At 59.8% G+C, this 13,220-nt stretch carries 10 protein-coding genes; 8 read left to right on the plus strand and 2 right to left on the minus strand.

The genetic code is table 11. The features are described 5' to 3' along the window. The first annotated feature begins 102 nt into the window (after positions 1–102). The 5 genes from RTX98_RS04335 to RTX98_RS04355 are packed head-to-tail and all read left to right on the plus strand — an operon-like array spanning position 103 to position 6,465. The gene (locus RTX98_RS04335) at positions 103–1,050 is read left to right on the plus strand and encodes an ABC transporter permease (protein WP_189500775.1); all 948 of its coding nucleotides are present in this window, start codon (positions 103–105) and stop codon (positions 1,048–1,050) included. Beyond that, positions 1,047–1,916, plus strand: coding sequence for an ABC transporter permease (locus tag RTX98_RS04340; RefSeq protein WP_189500777.1), 870 nt, complete (start codon positions 1,047–1,049; stop codon positions 1,914–1,916). Before RTX98_RS04335 ends, RTX98_RS04340 begins: the two co-directional genes overlap by 4 nt. A gap of 14 nt (positions 1,917–1,930) precedes the next feature. Further along, entirely contained in the window at positions 1,931–3,733 is a 1,803-nt protein-coding gene (locus RTX98_RS04345; RefSeq protein ID WP_312794890.1) for a gamma-glutamyltransferase family protein, read from the plus strand. Positions 3,734–3,757: 24 nt separating this feature from the next. After that, positions 3,758–4,612, plus strand: a complete 855-nt coding sequence (locus tag RTX98_RS04350) for a sulfite exporter TauE/SafE family protein (RefSeq protein ID WP_416223064.1) — start codon at positions 3,758–3,760, stop codon at positions 4,610–4,612. A 17-nt stretch (positions 4,613–4,629) separates the two neighbouring features. Next, positions 4,630–6,465, plus strand: coding sequence for an ABC transporter ATP-binding protein (locus tag RTX98_RS04355; RefSeq protein ID WP_312794858.1), 1,836 nt, complete (start codon positions 4,630–4,632; stop codon positions 6,463–6,465). A gap of 90 nt (positions 6,466–6,555) precedes the next feature. Here RTX98_RS04355 and RTX98_RS04360 read toward each other — a convergent pair whose 3' ends face one another. Beyond that, positions 6,556–8,151, minus strand: a complete 1,596-nt coding sequence (locus tag RTX98_RS04360) for an esterase family protein (RefSeq protein WP_312794860.1) — start codon at positions 8,149–8,151, stop codon at positions 6,556–6,558. Beyond that, complete coding sequence (locus tag RTX98_RS04365) at positions 8,145–10,343, minus strand: TonB-dependent siderophore receptor (protein WP_312794862.1); 2,199 nt, start codon at positions 10,341–10,343, stop codon at positions 8,145–8,147. Before RTX98_RS04365 ends, RTX98_RS04360 begins: the two co-directional genes overlap by 7 nt. Positions 10,344–10,496: 153 nt before the next feature. Between RTX98_RS04365 and RTX98_RS04370 the strand changes: the two genes are divergently transcribed. The 3 genes from RTX98_RS04370 to RTX98_RS04380 all read left to right on the plus strand — a co-directional run. Continuing rightward, the gene (locus tag RTX98_RS04370; RefSeq protein ID WP_312794891.1) at positions 10,497–11,372 is read left to right on the plus strand and encodes an AraC family transcriptional regulator; all 876 of its coding nucleotides are present in this window, start codon (positions 10,497–10,499) and stop codon (positions 11,370–11,372) included. 518 nt (positions 11,373–11,890) lie between these two features. After that, a complete protein-coding gene (locus RTX98_RS04375) occupies positions 11,891–12,607 on the plus strand; it encodes a Crp/Fnr family transcriptional regulator (protein WP_312794864.1) in 717 nt (238 codons plus the stop codon). 53 nt (positions 12,608–12,660) lie between these two features. After that, the coding region (locus RTX98_RS04380) for an HWE histidine kinase domain-containing protein (protein WP_312794865.1) at positions 12,661–13,220 on the plus strand (560 nt) is incomplete at its 3' end.

The following is a 13,220-nucleotide window of genomic DNA, read 5'->3' on the forward strand; positions in this document are numbered from 1 at the left end:
TTTGCCCCCGTGCTTTCCCGCCCACGCTTACACGTGCAGTTATTTTGGGACGCTTGAACGCATGCCGGAAATTGGCTGGTTCAGGCAATGGGGATAGTGCCCATGTTAGGATTGCTCGCCAGGCGCTGCCTTGTGGTGCTGCCGACTTTGATTATCGTTTCGATCCTGGTGTTCGGGATGCAGAAGCTGTTGCCTGGGGATCCGATTCTTGCTTTGGCCGGCGAAGATCGCGATCCGCAGACAATGGCGTATCTGCAGGAAAAGTACCGGCTCAACGATCCGATCCCGGTGCAATATGCGGTTTGGCTGAAGCAGATCGTGACCGGCGACTTCGGCGTATCCGTGCGCACTGACGTGCCTGTGGCCGATCTTATCTTTCAAAAGCTCCCGGTAACCATCCAGCTTGCAGCCTTCGCGATGGTTGTGGCGCTTCTGATCGGAGTTCCGGCCGGCATCATTTCGGCCGTGCACAAAGGAACGGTGACGGACTATTCGATCAACGTCGCGGCATTATCGGGGCTTTCGATTCCGAACTTCTGGCTGGGCATCCTGATGATCCTGGTTGTTTCCGTTCAATGGCAACTGCTGCCATCGTCGGGCTACACCTCGCCGCTGGAAGATCTTGGCCAAAACATTCGCACCATGATCATGCCGGCACTGGTTCTCGGCACTGGTCTGGCAGGCGTACTGATGCGTCACACGCGCTCCGCCATGCTCGGCGTGCTGCGTTCCGACTATGTTCGCACAGCACGAGCCAAAGGGCTGAACGAGCGCACGGTCATCATCCGGCACGCGCTTCGCAACGCGCTGGTACCTATCATCACACTGTCCACCCTGCTGTTTGGCGAGTTGCTCGCCGGTGCGGTGCTGACAGAGCAAATCTTTACCATTCCGGGTTTCGGCAAGCTTATCGTGGATGCCGTCTTCACGCGTGACTATGCCGTGGTGCAGGGCGTGGTTCTTTGCACGGCGGTCGGCTTCATCCTCATGAACCTGCTGGCCGACATCCTTTACATCCTCGTCAATCCACGTTTGCGGGACGCAACATGAGCAACGCCGTACCTCTTCCGGCAGCGCCAAAGCGCCTTGGCAGCAGCGCGGTGCGCAAATTCGTCAAGAACCGTGCGGCAGTCCTAGGTGCCATTCTGGTGGGCTTCTTCGTTCTGATCGCGATCTTCGCGCCGGTCATCGCGACGGAGGACCCGTTCAAGACGAGCTTCACGGCTGTTCGCAAGGCGCCGTCGGCGGCGCATTGGCTGGGTACGGACGAGCTTGGCCGCGATCTGTTCGCCCGCATTACCTACGGCGCGCGAACGTCGTTGCTGGCTGGCGGTGTGTCCGTGTTGATCGCCCTTTTGTTTGGTGTGCCGTTCGGCATCATAGCGGGCTATTTCGGCGGCTGGATCGACAGCGTCATCTCGCGGGTTATCGATGCCATGCTGGCGATCCCGTTCTTGATCCTGGCCATTGCGCTTGCGGCGTTTCTCGGCGCGAGCCTCACCAATGCGATGATTGCTATCGGCCTGTCTGCGGCACCGATCTTTGCGCGATTGACCCGTGGTCAGGTCATGTCGGTGCGCTCTGAGGAGTATGTGGAAGGCGCGCGGGTCATCGGCTTGCGTCATCCCCGCATCATCCTGCGCTACATTGTTCCCAATGCGGTCGCGCCGATCATCGTTCAGGCAACGCTGACCATCGCTGCTGCCATCATTGCCGAAGCAAGCCTGTCGTTTCTCGGTCTTGGGCAGCAGCCACCAAACCCGTCCTGGGGATCGATGCTGAACAGTTCGAAGAACTTCATTTCCCAAGCCCCTTGGATGTCGATCTGGCCCGGCACCGCGATCTTCCTGGTCGTGCTCGGTTTTAATCTGCTTGGCGACGGGCTGCGCGACGCGATCGATCCGCGCGAACACTGATTGGTAAGAAGGAAATTTGCATGTTCACGACGCGACCGGAAATCCTTGGTACCTTCGGTGTTGTCACCTCAACCCACTGGCTTGCATCGTCGGCGGGCATGGCAATGCTGGAACGCGGCGGCAATGCCTTCGATGCGGCCGTGGCAGCGGGCTTCGTGCTGCAGATCGTCGAACCGCATCTCGTTGGCCCTTCCGGTGAAGTGCCGATCATCTTCCATTCCGCCAAAACTGGAAAAACCGAGGTTTTGTGCGGCCAGGGCGCGACGCCCGACGCGGCGACGATAGAGCACTACAGGGCTGAAGGGCTGGACCTCGTCCCAGGCTCCGGCTTGCTGGCAACGGTGGTTCCCGGTGCTTTCGACGCTTGGATGCTGATGCTTCGCGATCACGGCTCATTGAGCCTGCGCGAAGTGTTGGAACCTGCCATCTATTACGCGGCGAGTGGCCACCCCATGCTGCCGCGCGTGGCCAACACCATTCGTGATCAAGCCGGCTTCTTTGAGAAGGAATGGCCGACTTCTTATGCTCTTTGGGCACGCAACGGCAACTTGCCTCAGGCTCATGAACTGTTCCGCAACGAGGCGCTTGCCAACACCTACACCCGCATCGTCGATGAGGCGGAACAAGCTGGCGGTGATCGCGAGGCCATCATCAACAAGGCGCGCGATTTGTTTTATCGCGGCTTTGTCGCCGAAGCGATCGAACGCTTTTGCCGTGAAACCGAAGCGATGGACACAAGCGGCCAGCGCCACAAGGGCATCCTGACCGCCGACGACATGGCACGCTGGAGCGCCACCTACGAAGCGCCGCTGACCTATGACTATCATGGCTGGACGGTGTCCAAGATGCAGCCTTGGGGGCAGGGGCCGGCATTCCTGCAAAGCCTGTCCTTGCTGAAGGACATCGATCTCGCGTCCATGGACACGCGCGGACCGGACTTCGTGCATGCCACGATCGAGGCAATGAAGCTCTCTTTCGCCGACCGCGACATCTATTACGGCGACCCGAACTTCGTCACCGTGCCGATGGAGCATCTTCTGTCCGACGGCTATGCCGCGGAACGGCGCAAGTTGATCGGCGACACGGCATCCACCGTGCTCAACCCCGGTCTTGTTCCCGGCTACGAGGATCAGCGGCAGCGCGGCATTGGTCAGTTCCGCTATGCCGGCCAGACCAAGGTTGAAGGACCTGGTGCAGGCGAGCCGACCATGGCGCATCTGCGCACCGAAAAGCGCGGCGATACCGTCCATATCGACGTGATCGATCGCTGGGGTAACATGGTCTCGGCGACCCCGTCCGGCGGTTGGCTGCAATCCTCGCCGATCATTCCGGAACTCGGCTTTGCCTTAAACACGCGCGCTCAGATGTTCTGGCTGGAAGAAGGTCTGCCGACCAGCCTTGCACCGCGCAAGCGTCCGCGCACGACGCTGACGCCATCCTTGGCCGATTTCGAGGGCAAGCCGCGCATGGTGTTCGGCACACCTGGTGGCGATCAACAGGACCAATGGCAGTTGCTGATGTTCCTGCGCCGCGTGCATCACGGCCTTAACCTGCAGCAGAGCATCGATCTGCCGCTGTTCCACACGATGCACTTCCCGTCTTCCTTCTATCCGCGTGAAGCCATTCCAGGCCGCCTCGTCATCGAGAAAACCATTGGCAAAGGCGTGATTGCGGATCTGCGAAAGCGCGGCCACGACGTGGAAGTGGTGGACGAATGGACGGTGGGCCGCTTGACCGCTGCCGAGCGCGAACCGAACGGGCTGCTGCACGCCGCCGCAACACCGCGCTTGATGCAGGCCTATGCGGTCGGTCGCTGACACGCCTCTCATCTGGAAAGAAGACTGAGCATGGATATCAGCCTGCAGGAAATGATCTGGCTCGGGCTTGGTTTGCTGGCAGCCGGCGGCATCACCGGTCTGCTTGCCGGTCTGTTTGGCGTCGGTGGGGGCGCTGTAATCGTACCCATTCTTTATGAGCTGTTTCGTTATCTCGGGGTGCCCGACGATGTGCGCATGCCGCTTTGCGTCGGGACGTCGCTTGCCATCATCATCCCGACCTCGATCCGTTCTTACCGCGCGCATCTCGCGCGTGGGGCGGTCGATAGAGACCTGTTGAAAATCTGGGCCGTGCCGGTGGTACTGGGCGTGGTGATTGGCAGCCTCGTCGCTCGTTATGCGCCGGCGGAGCTGTTCAAGACGGTTTTCGTCGTGGTTGCCGGCATCTCCGCCATCCGGCTCTTGTCCGGTAAGGATCATTGGCGCTTCGGCGAAACCCTTCCCGGCAAGATGGCGATCCGCATCACGGGGCTCGTAATTGGCGTCCTGTCCTCGCTGATGGGGATTGGCGGCGGCCAGCTGTCCAACCTGTTCATGACATTCTACAACCGGCCGATCCACCAAGCCGTGGCGACCTCCTCGGGGCTCGGCATTATGATCTCCGTTCCCGGAATGCTCGGCTACATCTATGCCGGCTGGCCACGCGCCGCCGAATATCCCGATGTCGCCGCCCTCCAGCCGCCGATGGCTTTGGGCTACGTGTCGCTAATCGGCCTGGCGCTCTTTGTTCCAACCAGCATGCTCACCGCCCCGCTTGGGGTGAAGCTTGCGCATGGTCTGTCGAAGCGCAGGCTGGAAGTTGCCTTCGGTCTCTTCCTGCTGCTCATTTGTCTGCGCTTCGTTCTCAGCTTCTTCGAATGATCCGGGGAAAGGTACCGATGACAACCGCGCTTCTTTCCGTCGAAAATCTTCGCGTTTCCTTCAAGGGCAGCGACGGTTGGGCACCCGTGGTGCACGATGTCTCCTTCGACATAGAAGCTGGCAAAACGGTTGCTATTGTCGGCGAGTCGGGCTCCGGCAAGAGCGTCACCTCGCTTGCGATCATGCGCCTTTTGCAAAGCGGCAGCGCAAAGATCGAGGGCACTATCCGGTTCGCGGGCCAAGACCTGACCGCCTTGAGCGACGCTGGCATGCGCCGCATTCGCGGCAACGAGATCTCCATGATCTTTCAAGAGCCGATGACTTCGCTCAATCCGAGCATGACGATCGGCCGCCAATTGGCGGAAGTGCTGATTACCCATCATGGCATGAGCCAGCGGCAGGCCGAAGCCGAAGCCGTGCGCTTGATGGACCGTGTGCGCATTCCCTCAGCCGCAGCCCGCCTCAAGGATTATCCGCACCGCTTGTCCGGTGGCATGCGCCAGCGCGTGATGATTGCCATGGCATTGTCTTGCAAACCGAAGCTGCTGATCGCCGATGAGCCGACGACGGCACTTGATGTTACAATTCAGGCGCAGATCCTCGACCTGATCCGCGATCTGCAGCGCGAAGAAGGCATGTCGGTTCTGTTCATCACCCATGACATGGGCGTGGTGGCCGAGATCGCGGATCGAACCATCGTCATGTTGCATGGGCGCATCGTGGAGAACGGCCCGACCGAGCAGATCTTTGGCGCCCCGCAGCATCCATACACCCGTGCTCTTTTGGCCGCCGTCCCGCGGCTTGGTTCCATGGCCGGTGTGTCGGTCCCGAAGAAGTTCGAGGAAATCGATCGCGCCACGGGCGTCGCCATCGTCAAGAGCGAGGAAGTGACAGCTAAGCAGCCGGATCCGCAAACTCCCCCGGTACTCGAGGTTCGCAACCTCAGCAAATATTTCGACATCCGTTCCGGCGTGCTGCGCAAGGTCTCCGGTCGCGTTCATGCCGTCGAAAACGTGTCCTTCGACATCCGGGAAGGCGAAACGCTGGCGCTGGTAGGTGAATCCGGCTGCGGCAAGTCAACTACCGGCCGAGCCATCGTCCGCTTGACGGATCCGAGCGGCGGGGAAATCCGCTTGAACGGCGAAGACATCGTGAAACTGGACGAAAACAGCTTCCGGTCACATCGCCAACGGCTTCAGCTGATCTTCCAGGACCCATTCGCCAGCCTCAATCCAAGCATGCGCGTAGGCGAATGCATCGCCGAGCCGATGTTGGCGCATGACACGATCCCGCGAGCGAATGTTCGAGCGCGGGTGGCCGAGTTGCTGCAACAGGTTGGGCTTGATCCGGCAACCCGTGACCGCTTCCCGCACGAATTTTCCGGCGGCCAGCGTCAGCGCATTTCGATAGCCCGTGCAATCTCCTTGGGTCCCAAGCTGATCGTCGCCGACGAGGCTGTCTCGGCGCTCGACGTGTCCATCAAGGCGCAGGTCATCAACCTGATGCTTGATCTGCAGCGGGACATGGGCCTGGCGTTTCTATTCATCAGCCACGACATGGCGGTTGTTGAACGCGTCAGCCATCGCGTGGCGGTGATGTATCTTGGCGAAATTGTTGAGATCGGCAATCGAGCGGACATCTTCGGCAACCCGCAGCATCCCTACACCAAGCGGCTTTTGTCTGCTGTGCCTGTGCCTGATCCTTCACGCCGCACGAGCCGGCCCGAACTCAAAGTGTCTGAGCTGAAAAGCCCTGTGCGACCAGTTGACTATGTCGCGCCGCAGCGCGTGCTGCACGAAGTGTCGCAAGGACATCATGTGCAGGAATGGGGCGCAGAATGGAGCAACGGTTAAGGAGTAGCAGGCAGTAGACGAGAGCTTCCAAGGGTGGTCGATGCAAGGCCCTTTGCGCTTCACAGACATCGCGAAATGGATACCCGAGCCTTACCTTCCCCGAATAAACTGCCTCCCAGCTTTTGCGATCAGCATGTCCGCAAGAGCACCACGCCAGACCACGTAATCGTGACCGCCTGCATATTCGCGGTAGGTGACGGCGTAGTCCTTTGCCAGCAGGACATCACGTAAGTGCCGGGATGTGTCGAGAATGCCGGCTGATCCGGGACGACCTGTTTCGAACAAGCCGGCAGTCAGGAAGAAGCGGACCGGTTTGGCCGGCATTGCTGCGATGAGATGCGCGACGTGGTTCGGCTGATCTTGCGGCGCCGTAGCCGGATGCCACCAGAACGAACCGGACAGGCAGATCGCGTTGCCGAAGATGTCGGAATGGCGGAGCGCGATGGTTGCCGCGGCAAGGCCGCCATAGGAGGAGCCAGCAAGCGTGGTGCGCTCGGCACTGGCCTTCAAACCGGTCTCGGCGATGACGCGGGGAAAAAGCTCTTCAGCCATGAAGTCGGCAAAAGCGTCGTTGGCCGGCAGCTCACGGGCTCGGGTATTGCTGTCGATCTCCGAAACGAAGACCGCGACCGTGGGCGGGATGATCTTGGCGCTGATCAGGTTGTCGAGAATACGCGGTGTGGGAACTGCCGTCAGGTACTTGTCGGCGTCGAACAGGAACAGGAGTTGCACCTTGGGATCGGCTGGATCGAAGCCGGCCGGACGGTAGATCGTGATGGCGCGTTCGTTGCCGAGCGGCTTGCTCGCGAACTGGAACGTCGAAAGAGTGCCTTTAGGCGCGTCGGTTTCTTCCAGTCCGGGCTGCAATGGCGCATCGCCAAGTTCCAGGATCGACTCCTGATTGAAGGCGTCCGGTGCATCTGCCGGCCAAGGCGTCTTGTTGAAGGGATCAGCCTTCGCAGTCGCCAGAATGGCGACGCGGCGCTCGCGCGGCGTGCCGGGCAGATCGGGAACGTCGTAAGCGAGCTGATAGGATAACCGCGTCTCGTTCGGGATAATGAAGCTCTTGAACCAGGTATCGGACTGGCCGAGCCGCTCAAGTTCTTCATGATCGCCTGAGGGGCCGCCGAACAAGCGGACATTGCGCTCCGCTCCGCGTGCCAGGAAGGTCACGATGGACTGGCCGTTTTCCGACGGCTCCACCATCGGCGTTCCCTCACGCAGCCGCTCGTTCCAGAAGCCGGTGGTGTCTTTGCCTGCGGCGAGATCGTCCGCAAATCGGCTGATGGCAGGGCTGAGATACTCCGGGGCAGGAAGCACCTGCGCGCTGGAAGGTACGATCTCAGTGATGCGAAGCTTTACCGCTGCCTGTGCTGCAACGCGAACACGCGGTCGATCACTGGCGGCAACAAAGCGGAAGTCCTTTGTGCCGCCGGCCTTGTCGATGAGCCGACGCATATGCTGTCCGCGTCCATCCAGCAAATCCACGGTCGCTTTACCGTCACCTGCCTCAACCGCGCCGACGACATAGTCGCCCAAGCGCACATCCAGCTCGGCCTCTAATTGGGTCTCGTTACCAGGTGTGAGTTCCTGCCAGCCGTTCTCAGCCCGGATGATGCTCACATCCTGCGCCGAGCTGAGCGAGGCCACCAGGCACAAGGCGAGCGAGAGGAGCGTTCTCACCATGTCTTCTTCAAAGTTGCCGTGACACTACGGCCTGATCCATAGAAGCAGGCATAGGCGCTGGCGCAGGATGCGACATAGGTCTTGTCCGCGATGTTCTTGGCGTTGACCTGAAGGCTCAGGCCTTCGAGGTCGGGGCTGCGTGCGCCGAAGTCGTAGCTCAGTGATGCATCAACAAGCGTCACTGCAGGCACCTCGAAGCTGTTCGTGTTGTTGCCCCAGCTGGTGCCGACATAGCGGATGCCGGCACCGACGGCGAGCCCGTCCAGAGCACCGCTCGTGAAACTGTATTTGCTCCAGAGAGCAGCCTGGTGGGCGGGAATGCGCGCTGGCGACTTGTCGATTTCGCTGGCGGTTGGCGAGTCTTCCACGGTCGAGTCGATATAGGCGTAGCTGCCGATCAGAGACAGGTTTGCGTTGACCTCGGCGCGGGCGGACAGTTCGAAGCCCTTATTGTGGATTTGGCCGATCTGCGAATAAACCGTGCGGGCGAGGACGGGGTTCCACGCCCCCCAGACAACATCCTTCTGCCGCAGATCATAATAGGCGGCCGTCAACAGGATCGGCATCCCCTCAGGCGCATATTTGACGCCGACTTCAATCTGCTCGGCTTTGGTCGGCGAGAAAGCACCTTCGCCTTCGGGTGCTGCGATCAGCACGGGTTCGAAGGACGTAGAATAGCTGAGATAAGGCGCCAGACCATTGGCGAAATTGTAGATTGCGCCGGCGCGCCAGGTGAAGGCGCCATCGTCATAGGCCTGGTCGTTGGTGCCGAGCCGGTCGTCGATATCGGTCTTGGCCCAGTCATAGCGCCCGCCGGCCATGAGTGTCAGCCCACCGATCTCGACCTGATCCTGAAGGTAAAGGCCGGCCTGTTTGGCGGTCAGTTCCTGATCGTCCGTCTTGTCCAGAACGAGCGAGCTGTAGTCAAAGTCGCCATAGATCGGATCGGCAAGATTGATGGAGGGCGCGGAGCGGTTGCGGCCCCAGACATAGTCGCGCTTGCGATGAAGATAATCGAAGCCGGCCAGCAGCGTATGGTCCGCAGCGCCCGTGGTGACCTTTCCTTCCACCTGGTTGTCGATGGTGAAGGTGCCCCAGCTTTCCGGGCCGCCGCTCGCCGTACGGCTGATCACCGTATCATAGCCCGTTGCGTGGTCAGCCGACAGGCTGCCGTAAACCAGCGTGCGCTGGTCATGCTCCACATGGTGGTAGCGTGCGTTCTGGCGAACAGCGAGGCTGTCGTTGAAGCGATGCTCGAACTGGTAGCCGATCCAGGCCTGTTCGCGCTTGAAGCTCTCAAAGTCCGGGTCGGACACGAAGAAATCACGCGGCACATAGCCGAAACCTTCGATCGGATCGATCGTGCCGGCGCGGTCCAGAAAGTTGCGGAAGCCGGCATCCGGCTCGTTCTGGTAGCCGCCGAGCACTGTCAGCGTGGTCTGGTCGGTTGGCGCCCAGGTCAACGATGGCGCCATGGCAAAGATGCGCTCCTTGGTGAAATCTTCCTGCAGGTCGCGGACGTCACCCGTCCCCGCTATGCGATAGGACAGCGTGTCCGAACCCGCCACCTTGTCACTCACATCGAAGAAGGCGCCATACTGGTTGTCGGTGCCGAGCTTAACGCCGACTTCTCGGTAGGGCGCGTCTGTCGGCTTCTTGCTGACCATGTTGACGATGCCGCCCGGATTGGTCTGGCCATAAAGAACGGAGGCCGGTCCGGAAAGCAGCTCGACGCGTTCAAGAAGGTAGGGATCGACCTTGGCATAGGACTGATCGCTGGCAAGCAACAGGCCATCAAGGAAGCGCGGCGTGTAATAGAAGCCGCGCACGAAGAGCTCGTCGCGCAGGTTCGACGCGCCGCGATATTCGGTGAAAACGCCCGGCGTATAGCGCAGGGCTTCGGCGACCGATTCAGCCTGTTGATCCTCGATCTGCTCTTTCGAAACAACGGCGATGGTCTGCGGCGTGCGGGCGATCGGCGTGTCGGTCTTCGAACCCGAACGGCTTTGCGAAGCGACATAGCCGCCGACAGGACCATCGCCCACTTCGCCATGGCCGGTAACCACAACCGTCTCCAACTCGGTCACATCAGCCTGTTGTGCCAGGGCAGTCGACATCGCCAGGGCGCTCGTCATGGAAACGAGGCTGAACAGGCGCAAGGCACAAAGAAGATAAAGGGGATGGCCGGTCATTTGGAAATCCGATCAGGAGCGTCGTCGAAATGTTGACGATGCCGCTCATGTATCGTTAGACGGTTAGACCTGTCGACGCGCATGACAAGCGCGCAAACGGCAGTCAGCGGCGCGTAAACGGCACGATCGAATTCAGTTCAGGCGAGGGCCGTGATGAAGCACACGGACATCAAGCCGGATATGCCGGCCCATCTCTTTGTCGGCGTCATGGACGGACCATCGACCTGCACGCCTGATGAGCAGGTCTATGACATCTGGCCAAAGTTCCTGACGATCGTGCTGTTGCAAGGGGCGCAGCATTTTCTGATCGACAATGCGTCGTTCCAGGTCGATGCCGGGTTCGGTGACAGGTGCGAGCCTGTCATCTTGATGCTGAATGTGGCGCGCTATGCCAAGCTGCGCTTCATCAATGAAAGCAACGTGCCGCTACGCAAGATCAACATTTCGGCGCCATTGCCGTGGATCGAGAAGCTGGCGCAGCCCGGGAGTGGTGAACCATCGCCGCTACGCTCTTTCTTCTCCCACCATCTTGCTCAGTTCACATTCCGACCCGGCAAGCACATCCTCACGGTTGCCGAGCAGATCATGACGCCTCCCGCAGGTCTCGACGGTGAATTGTTAAGCCTGCACCGGCATTCCCGGGCGCTCACAATCATGTCGGAGGCTTGCGGCGCACTCACCCAGGAAGCAGTTGAGCAGGCCGGACCTAAGCTCATGAAACGACGTCAGGCGGAGCGCATTCGGGACCATGTGCTTGCCACGCTCGACCGCGAGGTTACCATCAAGGAGATCGCCGAGGCGGTGGGCATGAGTGTTTCGGCCGCCCAGCGCGCCTTTCGCGACTGCTTCGGCACCACCGTCTTCGGCTTCATCCGCGATCAACGCATGGCACGCGCCGCGCTAGCCCTGAACGAAGAAGGCGCAACCATCGCGCAAGCTGCATTCCTTGCCGGCTATTCCGATCCCAGCCACTTCAGCTCTGCTTTCAAGCGCGTTTACGGCGCCCCACCCAGCACGAGGCGGAAATAGCGGCTGCGTGCCGAATGGTAGGAATACACCGACTGGTGATCTCGTCCGCCGCGCTATTCTGGTGCGAATTACATCGTCGCGGTGGCGCTTAAAGGAAAGCGCGCACCAACGAACGCGCCATCAGCCCCCAGAAGCTCATGGCAGTTGCTGCAGCCGTAGCGGTTTATCACCTGCTTGCCTGAGTCTGCCGCTCAGCTTGTTGCGGCTTCGGCGAAGATGCGGCTGCGGTTTTCGCACTGCCGTGCCTTTACACCTCATGCCGCAGAGCTTCAGGTGAAGCCTGATGCAGCAAACATCAAGCCGTGCAAATGTTGACGGGTCAGGCTTTCAATCGAAGTAAGAGATGTTGAATGCGTTCGTATAAGCCTGAAAGCATGTAGGATGTTCCTCCTTCATAAAAGAAGAAATAACATATGTTAAAGCTAAAGATAAGGAGCCAGTTAGGACGCATTCGAAACATATCGACACATATAATTGGTTGACATTATATCGCGTAGCCGCCGGTTGGAGACGAAACCTTGTCTGACTTTTTTGTTCGAAAACTGCGACATGGCGCTTCTCTTTCCGAGGACGACGAACGAACCCTGCGCACGCTTTGCGTGAACATCGACAAATTCGATGCCCAGAGCGATGTCACGATCGAGGGCGACGCGCCCAAAACCATCAAGCTTGTGCTGGAAGGCTGGGCTTGCCGCTACAAGCTCCTCGAAAATGGTAAAAGGCAGATCATCTCGCTGTTTCTGCCCGGCGATATGTGCGAGCCCTACATGACGCTGCCACAGTTCATGGATCATTCGCTGGGGGTGCTTACCCCTGCCACGGTTGCGCGCGTAGCGCCTGAAGTTATCAAGGCCGCCGCACGCGAAAGACCGCAAATCGAGAAAGCGCTTTGGTGGGATCTGTTGCTCGCCATGGCGATGGGACGCGAAAGCGTTGTGACCCTTGGGCGGCGTTTGGCCTCGGAGCGGTTGGGTCACCTTTTCTGCGAACTGCACCTTCGGCTAGAGAAGGTTGGGCTGGTCGATGGGCTTGGATATGAGATGCCGCTTACCCAATCTAATCTCGGCGATTTGCTCGGTATGTCGACCGTACATGTCAACCGCTCACTGCAAGAATTGAGGGCGGCAGGCCTGGTGACCATGCATGGCCGGCGGGTAACGATCCTTGATCTGGAAGGTTTGCGATCAACGTCACTCTTCGATCCCGCCTATTTGCAAAGCTACACACAGGCCTAAGTGAACTTTCGTGCGTTTGGCTTGTTTGGACGGTTCACTATCAGGGGTTCTTCATGACCGCGTTTGAAGACGCTAAGCAACGCGCGGAGCTTCAAGCCGACAATGCCCGGTTGCGCCAGCTGCTTGATCAGCGTAACGCGCCGGGAGAATTGCGGCACCGGCTGACCACTACATTGGCGATGCTAAGGACCATCATCCGCAAATCTGCCGAAACCAAGCGCGACCTCGACGCCTATGTCGGCCATATCGAGGACCGCGTTTCCACGGTAGCGCATGTCCATGCTGCGGTCGACAAGCATGGTGGCGTCGAGCTTCAAAGCCTCCTAGCCAACGAGTTGCTTAATTACGGCGCCAAGGAAGGCGAGCAGGTCACACTGGCTGGGCCTTATCTGCTGCTGCAGCCCAAGGCCGGCCAGGTTTTCGCGCTTGCTGTTCATGAACTGGCAGTGAACGCCGTGGAGCACGGTGCTCTGGGCATGAGCGAAGGCCGGATCGATGTCGCGTGGAAGGTCGATCGCGGCGGCGACGAGATGTTGGTCACCTTCACGTGGAAGGAAAGCGGTCAGACGGGGCTGAGCGAGGGTGGCCATAAAGGCTTTGGCACGGAGGTGCT

This window comes from Tianweitania sp. (genome assembly GCF_032053605.1).
Taxonomy (GTDB): domain Bacteria; phylum Pseudomonadota; class Alphaproteobacteria; order Rhizobiales; family Rhizobiaceae; genus Tianweitania.

Coding starts and splice junctions, on each gene's coding strand:
- RTX98_RS04335 (WP_189500775.1), top strand. CDS start 103: ATGTTAGGATTGCTCGCCAGGCGCTGCCTTGTGGTGCTGCCGACTTTG.
- RTX98_RS04340 (WP_189500777.1), top strand. CDS start 1,047: ATGAGCAACGCCGTACCTCTTCCGGCAGCGCCAAAGCGCCTTGGCAGC.
- RTX98_RS04355 (WP_312794858.1), top strand. CDS start 4,630: ATGACAACCGCGCTTCTTTCCGTCGAAAATCTTCGCGTTTCCTTCAAG.
- RTX98_RS04360 (WP_312794860.1), bottom strand. CDS start 8,151: ATGGTGAGAACGCTCCTCTCGCTCGCCTTGTGCCTGGTGGCCTCGCTC.
- RTX98_RS04365 (WP_312794862.1), bottom strand. CDS start 10,343: ATGACCGGCCATCCCCTTTATCTTCTTTGTGCCTTGCGCCTGTTCAGC.
- RTX98_RS04370 (WP_312794891.1), top strand. CDS start 10,497: ATGAAGCACACGGACATCAAGCCGGATATGCCGGCCCATCTCTTTGTC.